This is a genomic window from Roseateles sp. L2-2 (assembly GCF_050613215.1).
Taxonomy (GTDB): domain Bacteria; phylum Pseudomonadota; class Gammaproteobacteria; order Burkholderiales; family Burkholderiaceae_C; genus Roseateles; species Roseateles noduli.
In genome coordinates this window covers 35,441-50,743 of record NZ_CP192509.1, presented here as the reverse complement: position 1 = coordinate 50,743, position 15,303 = coordinate 35,441, and the positions used below count along the sequence as shown (strand labels likewise).

Here is a 15,303-nt window from a genome sequence, read left to right as displayed (position 1 = left end):
GACCGGTGTCCCGATGGTCATGCACCATCGCCGGCAGGCGACGATGCATGGGGGAAGCGCAGTGTCGCGCGATAGGAACTACCGCGCGGCCATCCTCAGGTGACAGACCTCATTTGGTCTTGCCGGACGAGGTCTCAGAGGTACTGGCGCTCGTGCTCGGCGGCGTGCCGATGGACGTGCTGGGAAGTCCCGTGGCGCCGCTCGTCGTCGATGCCCGATCGTCACCAGACGCGACATTGCCCCCTGGCGTGCTGCCGCCCGAGCCATAACGCGTCGTGTCGGCACCGCTTTGCCCTGCATATGGGGACGATCCGCTCTCCGATCCGGCACCGCTGCCTCCAGAGCCTTGCCTCGACGAGCGCTCCGAACGCCACTTGTTGAAATCGTCCGAGAACTTCTGGTATCGCTCCTGGCGCCACCCGTGATAGTCGTTGTCGAGGTTGCGCATCTGCTCGTGGCGCCATTGTTCGTAGTCCGGGTCATAGTGCGAGCGGCCTTGCGACTGCCACGTCGACTGCTGGCCGTAGCCGCCAGCGCCGCCCTGCGGGTAGTCGCGTTGCTCGCGCGCGCCGCCGGCATGTCGTTCAAAGTCGTTGGCGTCACTGCGGTAGCTCGGGCCGGACATGCCGCCAAATCGTCGGCCGCTGTCCTCGCGCCAGCCTTCGTGCCTCGGGCCCTGGTCGCGGTAGTCGCTCGGGCTGCCATGCCCGTACCCGCTGGAGGCGCCGTAACTCGGAGTGCCGTAGTTGCCCGAGCCGCTGTAGCTGTCCTGGCCGCCGAAGCCCCCACCGCTTCGGCCGCCCACCGAACGGCTGCGGTCCGGCGACCAACCATCGCTGTCGTATCCGCTTCGATAGCCACCTTGGCTCTGCAGATCGCCATGGCTGCGGTAGTCCTGGCGATAGTTGTCGCGGTAGTCTCTACCACTGTCATAGCCCGTCCCGCCGCCATGCATGTGGTCGCGATCTGCCTGGAAGCTCGTCCCTTGGTAGCCCGGCTGATAGCCCTCGCGCGACGACTGTCCTTGATAGCTGCCCTGGCCACCGCGATTGCGGTCATCTTCGTCCCACGCGTTGATGGGGCGTTGATCTTGTCTGCCTCGTTGTCCGTGCTGGTTCATGGCGACTCCTTTAAGCCTCAAACCGATTGTCGAGTCCGGCAGCGCCCGCCACCGGCTCCGACATCGATGGGCAAGGTTTGTGCCGCCGTCAGCCGCTGGCGAACTTGTCGAAGGCGCGACGTACCTTCTTCTTCAGCTCGTTGATCGCGAACGGCTTGAAGACGATGTCGTACCCTTCACCACCCCATCGTTCCGGCGAACCGTCGGCAAAGCCTGTCATGAGCAGCACCCTCAGATGCGGCTTCGCACGCTGCGCTTCCCGAGCCAATACCACGCCGTTCTTGCCGCCGGGCATGATGAGGTCGGTGAGCAACATCGCGTAGTCAGACGTGGCAAGCAAGTGTTCAGCCTGTACGGCTGACGTGGCTACATCGCATTGATAGCCGAACGCAGACAGCATGTCGGCCGCCGTTTGCGCAACCTCGGGGCGATCGTCCACCACAAGGATGCGCTCGCCGCGTCCGCCTCCTGTTTCGGGCTGGCTGGACTCCGTGAGCTGTGGCGCTTCATCAAGCGCCGGAAAATAGAGCCGGACCGTCGTGCCCATGCCGAGTTCGGAATAGATGCTTGCCGCGCCCCCGCTTTGCTTGGCGAACCCATAGACCATGGACAGGCCCAATCCAGTTCCCTCGGTCGCCGCCTTGGTTGTAAAGAAGGGGTCCATCACGCGGGGCAGCACTTCCGGCTCAATGCCCTTGCCGTTGTCGCTGACTGCGATCGTGGCGTAGCGGCCCGCGCGCGGCAGGCCAAGCGCTCCCACATCCTCCTCCGCCGCAAGCAGGTTCGTCGTGCGGATCCAGATCTTTCCACCATCGGGCATCGCATCGCGCGAATTCACCAACAGGTTCAGGATCGCCGCCTCCAGCTGCGTCGGATCCACGCGCGCACTCCAGAGATCCTCGTCCAGGTCCAACTTAAGCTCGTTGTTGTCTCCAATGGCGCCCCGCGTCATCTCGACGGTACGCCGCGCAGATTCGTTCAGGCTTACCACGCGGCCCTGCAGCTGCTGTTTCCGAGCAAAGGCCAACAGTTGTTGAGTCAACGCGCCTGACTTCTCCGCGGCTTGACGAATGCGCGATAGCGAGCGCTCAAGCGTCGCGTCGCCAGCGAAGCGAGCGTCGACGATCCGCGCGGCGAGCTGCACATTCCCCAAAATAATCTGCAGCAGATTGTTGAAGTCGTGAGCCATCCCGCCGGTGAGCTGGCCAAGGGCCTCAAGTTTCTGGGATTGGCGCAGCGCCGCCTCTGCGTCGCGACGACGACTCACATCGAGTTGGGACGAGAAGTAGTAGACCAGCTTGCCATCCGTATCCTTGACCGGCGTGAGGAACAGCGCGTTCCAGAAAGACGTTCCGTCCTTGCGATAGTTGATCAGCTCGACCGTCACCTCGCTCTCGGTCCGAATCGCCTCGCGGATCAGCGCAACGCTTTCCCGGTCCGTATCAGGCCCCTGGAGGAAACGGCAATTCTTCCCCACCAACTCATCCAGCTCGTACCCCGTCATTTCGAGGAAGGCATTGTTGGCAAACACCAGGGGCACATCCGGGAGCCGCGGGTCAGCGATGGCCATCGGCATCCGGGTAGCGGCAACGGCGGCGAAAAAGATGTCCCGACCTTCACCGACGGATCCGAAACCTTCTCTGTCCACGAATGTGGCGTGCCGTGGCGCGTGCGGCACCGTGTCGCGCGGGTCAGTGTCATTGCTCATGGCGCATTGTCAGGCACGCAGCGCGCGACGGTAGTTTTGGGCTCCTCCGGGCTTAGTCGGAATGGCCGACAGGCACTAGCTCTCAGCGATTTGACATGCAGCGTCCGCGCCCTTTTGCGGAAGTCAGCTGCTCCTGCCGACGGCCATGACAATCGACGCCTTCAGCTCTTCAATGTTGGCTGGTTTCATGACATGGTGTGCGAAGCCAGTTGCGGCCGAACGTTCCATGTCGCTGTCGCGACCGCGCCCGGTGAGAGCGATGAGCGCCACGCTGTGCAGCGCAGGCTTGGCACGCATGGACTTCGCAACCTCATAGCCGTCCATCCCCGGCATGCCCAGGTCCAGCAGCACGACGTGCGGGGCCCAGGTTGCTGCGGCGTCTATCGCGGAGGGCCCATCGATCTCAACCAAAGTGTCGGCACCAAGTCCTTCCAGCAAGAACGCCATGGACTCCGCAGCGTCGATGCTGTCATCGACGATGAGCACTCGGATGCCCCTCAGGTCATCGTCCTTCACGTTGGCCCCACTCCCCCAAAGAGCATCGAAAGTCGTTCTGCCTCACGGGCTACTGGCCGTGCAGCGTAGTCCAAAGTCGGTGCGACGCTGGAGGCTGTTTTCCCGAGGCGGCGCACCACCATAGGCACATCGGCTGCCATATGCGAAAAGAAGGGCTTCGCCACATCGGCGTGGAGGGATCATGGATGGTTTGACGCCTGAACCGCCCCAGCTTGGCGGAAAATTCCTCTATATCGAGGACAACCCCGTCAATGCCCTGTTGATGACGGAGTGGTCCCGGCAGTTCCAGCTTCTGGAGCTGTGGGTCGTCGCCACGGCGGCCCAAGGCATCGACGAGGTCGAACGCAAGCGTCCCGACCTGGTGCTTCTGGACATGCAACTGCCCGACATGGATGGCGTAGAAGTGATCCAAGCGGTGCGTTCCACATCCTTCGGTGCTTCGATGCCCATCGTGGTGCTGAGCGCTTCGGCCTCCCGAGAAGATATGCTCCGGGCGCGCGACGCGGGAGCGTCGGCTTACTGGCTCAAACCAGTGGACTTCCGACAGATTGAGGCTGACCTTCGCTTGTTGCTCGGCGCAGGCACGTTGAAGGACCGGTAATGCCGCACCGCGGATTCGTGCAGGAGGATGCGAGTTCAACCCAGCGCCGGGTTGTGCTCTTCCTATGTGCGCTCATCCTGAGCTCTGTCGTCGTGATGGCGCCTTGGGCGTCGATGCCATTGCCGCCGTTGGCGCACATCAGCGGCATGTATGGCGCAGCGACTGCGATGATCGATCTGGCCACGTTCTGGTTGCTCATTTCGACACCGCGCCCCCACCGATCTCACGTCATCGTGGCATCCGCCTACCTCTTCGCGGCGCTGATGGCGATCTTGCACGTGCTGACCTTTCCGGGTGCCGTCCTCGCAGACGGTCCCGTGCTCGGTTCGCCGCACGCGGTCAGCTGGCTATTTGTGGGATGGCGCGCCGGATTTGGGTTTTTCGTCATCTGGGCCATCCTGAAGGAGACCGCGACGCCGCGGCCGGCCGACCGGAGGCCCGGCGCTTGGCCCTTGCTGGCTGCCATCCTGGCCACCGTGCTGCTCGCTGTCGCCTCGCAGGCCACCGATCTTGGCGCGGTGAGGCCCGATGGGGGGCGTCTTCTCTTCGGCCCAGTGAGCAGGCTCGGTGCCTACATCAGCGTAGTCGCCGCAGCCGTCGCGGTCTTTCTCATCTGGCGCCGCGGCCTGTTCCGGCGAGCCGTTTACCTCTGGCTGGCCTTCGTGCTCATCGCCGAAGGGGCGGGAGTCTGGCTCAGCACCCATAGCGGGCACCGATACTCGCTCGCCTGGTACATGGCTCGCATTGAAGGATTACTCGCGAACACGGTGGTCCTTGGCGTGATCGCGGTGCATTTCCGTGCCGTGCAGAAGCGACTGACGGAGGCATACCTGACGCTACAGCATCGAACCGAGCAGTTGCAGGCGCAGGTACAGAAGCGAGAAGCTGCCGAAGCGCAACTGGCCCGTGCCCAGAAGCTCGACGCAGTAGGCCGCCTGGGCGCGAGCCTGGCCCACGACCTGAACAACATCCTCCAGGTGCTGACTGGGCGACTGGCCATCATCCGCAAGCGCGCTGGCGATAGCATCGACGCCGATGTGCAGGTGATGCGTCGCAGCGTCAAAAAGGGTGAAGCGCTGACCCGCCAACTCACCTTGCTTTCCGGTCGGCGCCGCAACCAGCCGCGCGCGCTCCAGGTCGGGCCGGTTCTGAGGGAGATGGAGGACGCGCTCCGCTCCCTGATCGGTACGCAGTGCCATCTGACGATCAGCATCGCCGATGACCTGCCTACGGTTGCCCTGGATCCGCTCGAACTTGAAATCGCCGTCACCAACCTGGCGACCAACGCCAGTGACTCGATGCCACGCGGCGGGCGCATCCGAATCAACGCTCGATTGGCTTCGAGCGAGCAGGCTGCTCAAGCCATATCCATCGAGGTTGCCGACGAAGGCGAGGGAATCAAGCCCGAGATCCTAGAGAAGATCTTTGAGCCGTTTTTCACCACCAAGACTCGAGGCAACGGCACCGGCTTGGGGCTTGCTCAAGTTCAGGCGTTCGTCACGGGTAGTGGTGGCGCAGTCCAAGTGAACAGCGAACTCGGACGGGGGAGCAGTGTCACCATGACGTTTCCGGCCACTCACGCAGCTGAGTTGCAGGAGACAGAACGTCAGGCAGGGCAGGTTGCCATGGAAGGCAAGGTAGTGCTGCTGGTGGAAGACAACCCGGACGTCCGCGATGCCTCCAATCAACTCCTCTCCGCCGAAGGGTTGGCGGTCCGCGTTGTCGATGACGCCGAGGCCGCGATTGCGCTACTGGCGGCGGGGTTTGCAGCCGACTTCCTTGTCACGGACATCGTGATGCCAGGGAGGATGAACGGCGTCGACCTGGTGCGGCAGGTGAAGGCGCAATACCCCGGGATCCGCAGCATCCTCGTGACTGGCTACAGCGACATCGCCGAGCGTGCCCGTGAGGAAGGGTTCACTGTGCTGCGCAAACCCTACGACCTGACCTCACTCATCGAGGCGCTCTCATAGAAGCGCGCTGAATTGCCGGTTGAACGCAACGCGATCGTCGCAGCGACCGCTTCGACATTCCGCCATACGGGCCGGACCCGCTGTCCGGCACGGCCGTTGCCAGATCTCGGCATGTCCATCCCAAACGTCGATCCAAACACGCGCATCCTCGTCGTAGACGACAACGTCGACGCTGCCGACACCCTGGTGATCTTGCTCCAATCGCTGGGATTCGACGCAACGGCAACCTACGACGGACACGAAGCCGTGCTGCTGGTCGAACTGATTCGGCCTCAGCTGATCATCCTTGATCTCAATATGCCTGGCATGGACGGCTTCGAGACGGCCGCGTCTATCCGGGGTACCGAGCTTGGCGATCGGTCATACCTCGTAGCACTGACAGGCAGCGAGGCCGACCTCGATCCAGTGCTCGCCTCATGCTTGGGGTTCGACGTCTTCGTCACAAAACCGGTTGGCAGCCGGCAGCTGACGGAGTTGGCTCGAGCGGCGCTGCGGGAGTCCGGCCGCGGATCGCCGCCGCAACACTTCCACTGACGTAGCGCGCAATCACTGAGTGGATGCGATCCGATCGAGTCTGAGGAGGAGGCCGCCGGCGCGACGACTGTCCCGCCGGTGACCTGCGGTGCTCAGTGCGCCCGGGCTGCGGTGCCCAGCAGCTCATCCTTGCGCTGCTGGATGCGTTCCCCGAGTTCGATCAAGTCCAACTTCGACTTCTTCGCCTTCGGGAACATCTCGTTTTGTTCCTCTTTCACATGGTGCTTGACCCACTCGCCCATCACCTTGACCTTTGCATCGTAATCCTCGCCATAGGGCTCGACGCCTTCGACCGCAGCGATGAGGTCCTTGATGCTCTGATGTTCAACCTTGGCCTCGGGAACCAACTCCTTGTCCCGCAGCGCGGCCTGGACTTCGGGGTAGAAGATTTCTTCCTCCACCTGAGCGTGGACGGTCAGTTCCAGGCAGATCTCTGCGACGAGTTGCTTCTTCTTCGCGGGCGACCGTGACTTCTCGAATTGCTCGAACAGGTCGGCGACCTTCTTGTGGTCCGCGCGAAGCAGCGCCACGGCGTCTTGCGAGCGCTTGCTACCGACTTTCGCCGGAGACTTGCGGGCGGCGGCGGCGCGGGGGGCTGCGCGTGAAGTAGAGCGGGAGGTGGTTGCTGGCATGACTGCTCCTAGCGTTGGCTGGGTTGAGGGAACTTCAAAATCGAAGGTCAGCACAGGAGGGGGTTGGTGCCTCGTGCAACAAGCAATCGCTGATAACGCTTGAGGTGACGCGCGGCGGTCACCGGGTCACCAAGGCGTTCGCACAGGAGGCCAAGTCGGTAGTGAGGCTCCGCAAAGGTCCTGTCCAGGCTGAGCGCTCTCCCGAAGGCCTCCATGGCTGCGGCCCAGCGCCCTGCCGACTCCAGCGCGTAGCCGCGCAGGTAGTGCAGCTGCGCGCTCTCGTCGCAACGATCCAGTGCAGCGTTGATCAGATCCAAGGCTGCGCCTTCACGCCGTTGGCGGCATAGCAGCTTGATTAGTCCTCCGTAGGCGAGGACCGAGTCGGGATCGCCGGCAATCGCTGCCCCATAGACAGCTTCGGCGCGCCCCTCATCGCCCAGCTCTGTGGCCGCTGTTAGGCCTGCTATCGCGTCCAACGCATCACGACCAGCGTCTAGTCCTGTTTCCACCGGGTCAACGTCGGGCGTGGGGAATGGCGGCAGCGCGACTGTCGGGGTGGTCAGGATACTGTCCAGAACTTGCATGAAATCGGTCCTGTGGAGCGCTCACTAAGTCGACTGACACGCAAGATATTTCTTGCCTCATGCTCTTGCAGCCAGAGCGCACCGTCTCCTTTTGTAGGAGGCGGCGCTGCGCCAATGAGCAAGCCAGTTCACATCGTGCGTTAGCGTTAGCTCGCCTGAGCTAGCGATTCGTACCAGCCTGCGTAGGGTGTGTTCCGGACCATATGCCGGTTGAAATCTGGCGCGCCGTCGTGCCACCAGACGGCACCGCGCTCTCCCAGCGAGCGCTTAGCCACGTCCACCCGTTCGCGCGTCGCCGCGCGATCTTCCACGGCCAAGTCACTCCTCGCCAGGCGCCGCCGGGCGTCCATGAGATCTTTCACCAGTGACTGCGCCTGCTCCGGAGGTAGCGCGGGATTGGACCGGCGCCAGAGACGCCCCCTGACAACGAAGTACCGGCCATCGGGTGTCACCGGATAGGTCTCTGTCATCCACGCGCTCCGCGGCTCAGATGGCCTTCTTGACCTGCTCGGCGTTCGTCGTCGAGCGAGTCCCCTTCAGATGCTCTTCCACATCGCTCGGGTTGCTGCCGACTTGCCCCACTGCCTCTCGAATCTGGGCAGCAGAGACATCGAGCTTGCGTGCCCAGTCCTGCACCTTGGCTTCGTCCGAAATATCAATCGTGTTGCTGGCGGAGGACTTGGAGGGACTGGCAAAACTAGCTTCGTCGGACATGGCGGTTCCTTATCGTTCCGGCCGCCGATAGCGGCCATAGACCTACAGGGCATCCCAGGATCCCGGCCTCCACGAACTTGGCCCGCGGCGCCAGACATGCCTTCCAATCGCGCATGAAGAACGGAATGCGCCTTGCCATTGCACTGGACCCAACTCCGGATCACATCATGGACTCGATCAATCGTCAGCAGCCCGAGGTCAACCGCGCGGACCTGAGCGGCCCCGATGCCATCCAACACATTCGAGACGCCGTAAAGAAGAACCAGACTTGCTTTTTCTGCACGGGAGTCAGCACCCCTGGATCTCACGCGACCCGACCGATGGGTGTCCTGCAAGTAGACGACGCAGGCAGGCTGTGGTTCATGAGTGCCTCGGACAGCCACAAGAACGTCGAGATCGCTCACAACCCGCTGGTCTGGCTCTTCTTCCAGGGCTCTGAGCACTCGGGCTTCGTCACCGTGCACGGACGCGCGTCGGTATCGCGCGACCAAGCCAAGATCGATGAACTCTGGAGCCCGCTGATGAAAACCTGGTTCACCGAAGGCAAGGACGATGCTCGCATCACGACAATAGCCGTGGAGCCGATGTCGGGGTACTACTGGGACAACAAGCATGGCGACATCGTCGCGGGAGCGAAGATGGCGATCGGAGCGGCGATCGGGAAGACATTGGACGACTCGATCGAAGGCGAGCTCCGCTTCTGATCACCGCCGACATGCGGCGGGCGAAAGATGTCGGCTTTCATCGCTCGTCGCCGCACTGACGGACAAATGTGCATGAGCAGTGCCAGCATGAGTTCGGAGGACAACATGCGTCACGTCACACCGGCCGTCCGAGCACTGATTTCTGCAGCGATGGCGGCGATAGCTGCTGGGCTCTGTACGTTGAACGGCTTTGAGACTCCCGCCACGATCGTCGTGGCCACACTTTTCGCCGTTCTGTTCTGGACCTGGCTCCGTCGCTAGTCCGTCTCGTCCGCCTGGCGGATCGGCAGATGCCTCCAAGCGGCATCGTCTCGCTTGCCCTCCCGCTGTATTCGGCGGGAGGGCAAGTGGCTCAGACTTTGGGCGGATCGGTCTCTCGCTCGAAGTGGCGGTGCGTTCCAAGCCCCTCGATTAGCGCATTCGCACCGTCGGCGGCGGAGCCAGCGATAAAGATGCCGGGCGCCGGGTCAGGATCGATGGCCGGGCCGAGGCCGGCGGCCTCGAGCAGCCGAACCCCCTGTCCAAGCGCCAGGATGGGCTTGCAGTGCCGGAACTGGTCGCGGATGAACTCGAAGACATGCGCGTCCTGCTGCAGGCCGTCGATGGCTGCGTCGCCGTCCGGCACGACCAGCGCGTCGAACAGGAAGCCCGGTTCGTTCTCGAGCGAGATGTCGGCCTGGATCTCGACACCGTCGGCAGTCGCCACCGGCCCGATGCGCGGCGCGGCGTAGCGCGGCACGGCGCCTTGCGCGAACAGTGCGGCGTGCACCTCGGACACGGGCTGCCCCTGCACCCCGTCAGCGACGAGGATCACGACCTTGCGGCCCATGATCGACCCGTCGCCCGGCCGCGCCATCAGGGATAGCGCCGGGGAGCGGCGCACCTCCGGTTCGGGCGCCTGATCGATGGCCAGCGGCATCGGCTCGGGCAGCGGCATGTTCAGCCCATCGGCCACCTTCTGAGCCAGCTCCTCCGACGCATTGCGCAGCGAGGCCAGCATCCGCTCGCGGATGGCCGGCACCGTGACCTTGCTCAGTTCGAAGCGGAAAGCCGCGGCGATGTGCGCCTGCTCGGCCGGCGTCTGGCTCTCGAAGAACAGCCGGGCCTGGTTGTAGTGCTCGGCGAAGAGCTCCGGCTTGGCGCGCACCTTGGCCTGGTCCTCGCGCGCCTGCAGCCTCGCCGCCACCGACGTGAAGCCCTGTGCCGCGCCGGCCTGGAACGGACAGCCGCCGCCCAGCGAGTTGGGCTCATAGGACACGCGTCCCCGGTTGATCGCCTGCCGGTGCATGCCGTCGCGCTGGTTGTTGTGCACCGGCGCGATCGGCGAGTTGATCGGGATCTCGTGGAAGTTCGGCCCGCCGAGCCGGCTGATCTGCGTGTCCACGTAGGAGTGGATGCGCCCGGCCAGCAGCGGATCGTTGGAGAAATCGAGCCCCGGGATGATGTTCGCCGTGCAGAACGCGACCTGCTCAGTCTCCGCGAAGAAGTTGTCCGGGTTGCGGTTCAGCATCATGCGACCGACCGGGCGTACCGGCACCAGCTCCTCGGGGATGAGCTTGGTCGCGTCGAGGATGTCGAAGCTGAACTTCGCGGCTTCTTCCTCGGTGAAGACCTGCAGGCCGAGTTCGTACTCCGGATAGGCACCGCCCTCGATGCGCTCCCACAGGTCGCGACGATGGAAGTCCGGATCGGCGCCGGAGATTTTCACTGCCTCGTCCCACACCAGCGAATGGGTGCCAGCCTTCGGCGACCAGTGGAACTTCACGAACACCGACTCACCGGCCTCGTTGACCATGCGGTAGGTGTGCACACCGAAGCCCTGCATCGTCGCGTACGAGCGCGGGATCGCGCGGTCGCTCATCACCCACATCAGCATGTGCGTGGATTCGGGCATCAGCGAGACGAAATCCCAGAAGGTGTCGTGCGCGCTGGCCGCCTGCGGCATCGCGTGATGCGGTTCCGGCTTGACCGCGTGCACAAGGTCGGGGAACTTCATCGCGTCCTGGATGAAGAACACCGGGATGTTGTTGCCGACCAGATCCCAGTTTCCTTCGTCGGTGTAGAACTTGACGGCAAATCCGCGCACGTCGCGCGCCGTGTCTTTGCTGCCACGTTCGCCCTGCACCGTAGAGAAGCGGACGAAGACTGGCGTGCGCTTGCCAGCTTCCTTGAACGGCGCGGCCTTGGTCAGGTCCTGAAGATCCTCGTAAGCCTCGAAGTAGCCGTGCGCGGCAGATCCGCGCGCATGCACGATGCGCTCGGGGATCCGCTCGTGGTCGAAGTGGGTGAGCTTGTCGCGGAGGATGAAGTCCTCCAGCAGCACCGGCCCGCGGGTGCCGGCCTTCAGCGAGTTCTGGTTGTCAGCGATGCGAACACCCTGGTTCGTCGTCAGCGGCTGGCCGGACGAATCGACGCGCACTCGGTCCAGCGGTGCAATCGTGGCGTTGCCGCCTTCAGGCGCCTGTGTGCCTGTCTTTTTGCTGGTCTGAGACTCCGACAGTGTGCTGGCCGTCGGCAATCGCGACGGGAACTCGGTAGTCGCACCGACGGGCGGCTTCACGCCGTTGTCCGCTCCGTGCTCGCTGGCCTTGTTGGCGTTGAACGCGAACGCGCGGGCGGCGGCTTCGGTCTCCACCATCTTCTGCAGCGCCGCGTCGCCGGCGCTGTCGGACGCGCCAGTGGCGGGCCCGCTGTCAGTATTGCGCGCGGCCGCTTTCGCGGCGGTCGTCGCGCCTGGGCGTTCGGGCTTGGCGGATGCGGCGGGGGCACTGGGCTTCTTGGCCATGGACGTCCTCATTGATGGTAGGAAGAACAACGAGAGCTTCTTCAGCAGGGAACGTTCCTGTTCGCTGCATCTGGCCAACAAATGTCGCTATGGCCCCCATTGGCCCGTTCAATGGCGGGCACTGGCGCGCACAGGTTTTCGCAGCGCGCACTCCAATGCAATGCTCATCACGTCGGTTGGGTATAGCTCTTGCTCACACGAGACATGTTCGACCTACATGTTTCGTGGTGGGAGTTGCTCGCTCGGGCGGCTTTCATCTACTTCGCGCTCTTCCTGATGGTGCGGCTCTCCGGTAAGCGGACTGTTGGTCAGTTCACGCCCTTCGACCTACTCGTCGTGATGCTGCTCAGCGAGGCTGTCAGCAACGGGCTTAGTGGTGGAGACGACTCGGTAACGGGGGCTTGGATCCTCGCCGCCACGTTGATCGCCATGAACGGACTGGTTGGATTCATCAGCTCCCGCAGCAAGCGCTTGGAGCGCCTATTGGAAGGTTCCCCGATGCTGATCGGTCGAGACGGCGTCTGGTTCCCGGACGTCCTGCGCCGGCACCGCCTCGGAACAGCAGACGTCGAAAAGGCTCTGCGCGAGGCGGACTGCCGGCTCCGCGACATGAAGCTTGCGATCCTGGAAACCGATGGAAGCATCAGCATCGTCAGACGCTGACGCTTCTGCTCAGCGCAGTTCAGCGCAGCTCATTGCGGACCTAAGACGCTCCGCGTCTGTTCAGGCCGTACGAACGAATTTTGGTCCGAGACCTTACTCAACTCGCCGGACGGGCTCGACATTGACCGTTCCTGCCCGTTGCCTGTTTCGTTGTTTTGTCCCCGCTCGGTCTTCAATGTTGTGGGCGACGAGGGGCCACCCGCTACGCCGACCGGTACGCCTTGCGACTGCGCGGTGCGGTCGTGCAACGGTGAAGAGTTCGAAGTTGAGGAGGCAACTGCCGTAGGGGAGGTCGACCCAGCCATGGACTTCGCGGCGGTTGTAGACGTCGGGAACGTGGGCAAGTCCGAGGATGCCACATTCGGGGACGGCGACCCTTCTGCGGACTTGGCTGACCCAGAGGGTGTTGTCGGCTGTTGCTTGTCGCGCATGGACTTGACCAGATGCGTCGTCAAGAACGCGACGCCGCCTGCAATGGCGAGGAAACGAAGGGACATCAAGTGCTCCAGGTTGCGGCTCACGAAGGGAGCCTTGGGCACATGCAGGCAACCATCGTTCCAACTTCTTCTTCCGGTGAGTCGCGACCTCGAGCCGGTCGATCTCATCGCGATGCTGACGCGCCGGGCGCCGCGCTTGCCGCATCCGTTTCATGCGGCTGCGCGCTTCTGCGACGTCGCTCACGGAGGGTTCCAACATGCTCGCCCTGACCTACCACGGTGCCAAAGATGTTCGCGTCGAGACCGTTCCAGATCCCGTACTGGCGGCCGACGATGACATCCTTCTTCGCGTGACCGCGACGGCCATCTGCGGATCCGATCTCCACATCTATCGCGGCAAGATCCCGGACATGAAGTCCGGGGACATCCTCGGCCACGAGTTCATGGGAGTCGTCGAGGACGTCGGCCGGGGCGTCACCCATTTGAAGCGTGGCGACCGGGTCGTGGTTCCTTTCACCATCTCCTGCGGCGACTGCTTCTTTTGCGGCCGCAAGCTCTTCGCCGCCTGCGAGACGACCAATCCGGGGCGTGGCGCCATCCTGAACAAGAAGGACGTCCGCTCCGGCGCCGGCCTGTTCGGTTACAGCCATCTGTACGGCGGCTATCCGGGTGGCCAAGCGCAGTACGTGCGCGTGCCCAAGGCCAACGTCGGTCCGCTGGTGATTCCGGACACGCGACTGAGCGACGAGCAGGTGCTCTTCCTCTCGGACATCCTTCCGACCGGCTATCAAGCAGCGCTGAACGCCCAGATCACCGCAGGATCCACCGTAGCCATCTTTGGTGCCGGGCCGGTCGGCATGATGGCCGCCGCAAGCGCCCGGCTGCTGGGCGCGGAGAAGATCTTCATGATCGACCACCACCCATATCGGCTGGCCTTCGCGAAGGAAACGTACGGCGTGCTGCCGATCGACTTCGATCAGGTCGACGATCCGGCGCAACTGATCATCGAGCAGACTGACCATCGCGGCGTCGATGCCTCGATCGACGCGGTGGGGTTCGAAGCCAAGGGCAGCACCGTGGAGACCGTGCTGTCGACACTGAAGCTGGAGGGCTCCAGCGGCACCTCGCTGCGGTGGGCGATCGCTGCCACACGTCGCGGTGGCATCGTGAGCGTGCCGGGTGTCTATGCCGGCTTCATCCACGGCTTCCTGTTCGGCGATGCCTTCGAAAAGGGCCTCAGCTTTGCAAGCGGACAGACGCATGCACAGCGCTTCATGCCGGAGCTCCTCAGGCACATCGAAAACGGCGAACTCAAGCCTGAAGTCATTGTCAGTCACCGTCTGCCGCTTACCGAGGCCGCACGGGGCTACGAGATCTTCAACAAGAAGGAAGAGGACTGCCGCAAGGTCGTGCTCACGCCCTTCGATCTGTGAATCCGTTCATCCGTCCCGGCCGAGGGATGGTCAAGGAGTCGCCATGAGTTCGAATCCTGCTTCCGCACGGCCGCTGGCCGTCGTCACCGGTGCGTCGAGTGGCATTGGTCGCGAGTTGGCCCTCGAATGCGCCCGTCACGGGTACGACTTGTTGATCGCGGCCGACCGTCCTCAAGACGACACGGCCGCCGCTTGCCGGGCCGAGGGAGCGCACGTCCGGACCTTGCAGGCCGACCTGTCCCTCATGACCGGCGTGGATGCGTTGATGGCGGAACTTGGCGGCAGACCGGTGGACGCCCTACTGGCCAATGCCGGCCACGGTCTCGGTCACGCGTTCCTAGACCAGGACTTCAAGGCCGTGCGACATGTCATCGACACCAACGTCACCGGGACGCTGGACCTGATCCAGCGCATTGGCCGGGACATGCGCGATCGCAACGCCGGCAAGATCCTGATCACCGGTTCGATCGCGGGGTTGATGCCCGGCACATTCCAGGCCGTCTACAACGGCACGAAGGCGTTCATCGATTCATTCGCGTATGCACTGCGCAACGAACTCAAGGACACGGAGGTTTCCGTGACCGTGTTGATGCCGGGCCCGACGGACACGGAGTTCTTCCGCCGGGCGGACCTCACTGACACCAAGGTAGGCAGCGGAAAGAAGCAGCCGGCGGCCGAGGTCGCGAAGACTGGCTATGAGGCCATGGAGGAGGGCGAGAGTGCCGTGGTGGCGGGCTGGAAAAACAAGGTCCAGGCACTGCTGGCCAACATCACGCCGGCGGAGGTGCTGGCCGAACAGCATCGGAAGACCGCTGAGCCTGGCGGGGGTGCCCCGCGCGATCGCGGATAGCTAGCAGTTGTGATTTCGCCCAAAGTGGGTACGGCCGCGCTTCTTTCAA

General features: G+C 63.5%; 14 protein-coding genes. 7 read left to right on the top strand and 7 right to left on the bottom strand.

The features are described from left to right. Window positions 1–109: 109 nt before the first annotated feature. The 3 genes from ACQZ13_RS00240 to ACQZ13_RS00230 form a co-directional block, all read right to left on the bottom strand. The gene (locus ACQZ13_RS00240) at window positions 110–1,120 is read right to left on the bottom strand and encodes a hypothetical protein (RefSeq protein WP_431049295.1); all 1,011 of its coding nucleotides are present in this window, start codon (window positions 1,118–1,120) and stop codon (window positions 110–112) included. An 88-nt stretch (window positions 1,121–1,208) separates the two neighbouring features. Next, a complete protein-coding gene (locus ACQZ13_RS00235) occupies window positions 1,209–2,828 on the bottom strand; it encodes a histidine kinase famiy protein (protein ID WP_431049294.1) in 1,620 nt (539 codons plus the stop codon). 123 nt (window positions 2,829–2,951) lie between these two features. Further along, window positions 2,952–3,344 (bottom strand): response regulator, encoded by a 393-nt coding sequence (locus ACQZ13_RS00230; RefSeq protein ID WP_431049293.1) that lies wholly within the window; start codon window positions 3,342–3,344, stop codon window positions 2,952–2,954. Between the two features lie 181 nt (window positions 3,345–3,525). On the opposite strand from ACQZ13_RS00230, the gene ACQZ13_RS00225 reads away from it, so the two are divergent. From ACQZ13_RS00225 to ACQZ13_RS00215, 3 genes are all read left to right on the top strand, one after another. Next, window positions 3,526–3,945: a response regulator gene (locus tag ACQZ13_RS00225; RefSeq protein WP_431049292.1), complete on the top strand. Its 420-nt coding sequence runs from the start codon at window positions 3,526–3,528 to the stop codon at window positions 3,943–3,945. A 167-nt stretch (window positions 3,946–4,112) separates the two neighbouring features. Further along, the gene (locus ACQZ13_RS00220; protein WP_431049291.1) at window positions 4,113–5,918 is read left to right on the top strand and encodes an ATP-binding protein; all 1,806 of its coding nucleotides are present in this window, start codon (window positions 4,113–4,115) and stop codon (window positions 5,916–5,918) included. A 111-nt stretch (window positions 5,919–6,029) separates the two neighbouring features. Beyond that, window positions 6,030–6,452, top strand: coding sequence for a response regulator (locus ACQZ13_RS00215; RefSeq protein ID WP_431049290.1), 423 nt, complete (start codon window positions 6,030–6,032; stop codon window positions 6,450–6,452). A gap of 92 nt (window positions 6,453–6,544) precedes the next feature. Here the strand turns inward: ACQZ13_RS00215 and ACQZ13_RS00210 are convergent, their stop codons facing one another. The 3 genes from ACQZ13_RS00210 to ACQZ13_RS00200 form a co-directional block, all read right to left on the bottom strand. Further along, window positions 6,545–7,084 carry a hemerythrin domain-containing protein gene (locus tag ACQZ13_RS00210; protein WP_431049289.1) on the bottom strand — a complete coding sequence of 180 codons (540 nt, stop codon included), beginning with the start codon at window positions 7,082–7,084 and terminating at the stop codon, window positions 6,545–6,547. Between the two features lie 47 nt (window positions 7,085–7,131). Continuing rightward, window positions 7,132–7,668: a tetratricopeptide repeat protein gene (locus ACQZ13_RS00205; protein ID WP_431049288.1), complete on the bottom strand. Its 537-nt coding sequence runs from the start codon at window positions 7,666–7,668 to the stop codon at window positions 7,132–7,134. Window positions 7,669–8,154: 486 nt separating this feature from the next. Then, window positions 8,155–8,382 carry a DUF3606 domain-containing protein gene (locus tag ACQZ13_RS00200; protein WP_088405818.1) on the bottom strand — a complete coding sequence of 76 codons (228 nt, stop codon included), beginning with the start codon at window positions 8,380–8,382 and terminating at the stop codon, window positions 8,155–8,157. Between the two features lie 113 nt (window positions 8,383–8,495). On the opposite strand from ACQZ13_RS00200, the gene ACQZ13_RS00195 reads away from it, so the two are divergent. Then, complete coding sequence (locus ACQZ13_RS00195) at window positions 8,496–9,086, top strand: pyridoxamine 5'-phosphate oxidase family protein (RefSeq protein WP_431049287.1); 591 nt, start codon at window positions 8,496–8,498, stop codon at window positions 9,084–9,086. 352 nt (window positions 9,087–9,438) lie between these two features. Here the strand turns inward: ACQZ13_RS00195 and ACQZ13_RS00190 are convergent, their stop codons facing one another. Beyond that, a complete protein-coding gene (locus tag ACQZ13_RS00190; RefSeq protein WP_431049286.1) occupies window positions 9,439–11,871 on the bottom strand; it encodes a catalase in 2,433 nt (810 codons plus the stop codon). Between the two features lie 204 nt (window positions 11,872–12,075). On the opposite strand from ACQZ13_RS00190, the gene ACQZ13_RS00185 reads away from it, so the two are divergent. From ACQZ13_RS00185 to ACQZ13_RS00175, 3 genes are all read left to right on the top strand, one after another. Continuing rightward, entirely contained in the window at window positions 12,076–12,534 is a 459-nt protein-coding gene (locus tag ACQZ13_RS00185) for a DUF421 domain-containing protein (protein ID WP_431049285.1), read from the top strand. Window positions 12,535–13,228: 694 nt separating this feature from the next. Then, the gene (locus tag ACQZ13_RS00180; protein WP_431049284.1) at window positions 13,229–14,404 is read left to right on the top strand and encodes a zinc-dependent alcohol dehydrogenase; all 1,176 of its coding nucleotides are present in this window, start codon (window positions 13,229–13,231) and stop codon (window positions 14,402–14,404) included. Between the two features lie 43 nt (window positions 14,405–14,447). Beyond that, window positions 14,448–15,254 carry an SDR family NAD(P)-dependent oxidoreductase gene (locus ACQZ13_RS00175; protein WP_431049283.1) on the top strand — a complete coding sequence of 269 codons (807 nt, stop codon included), beginning with the start codon at window positions 14,448–14,450 and terminating at the stop codon, window positions 15,252–15,254. Window positions 15,255–15,303: the final 49 nt, after the last annotated feature.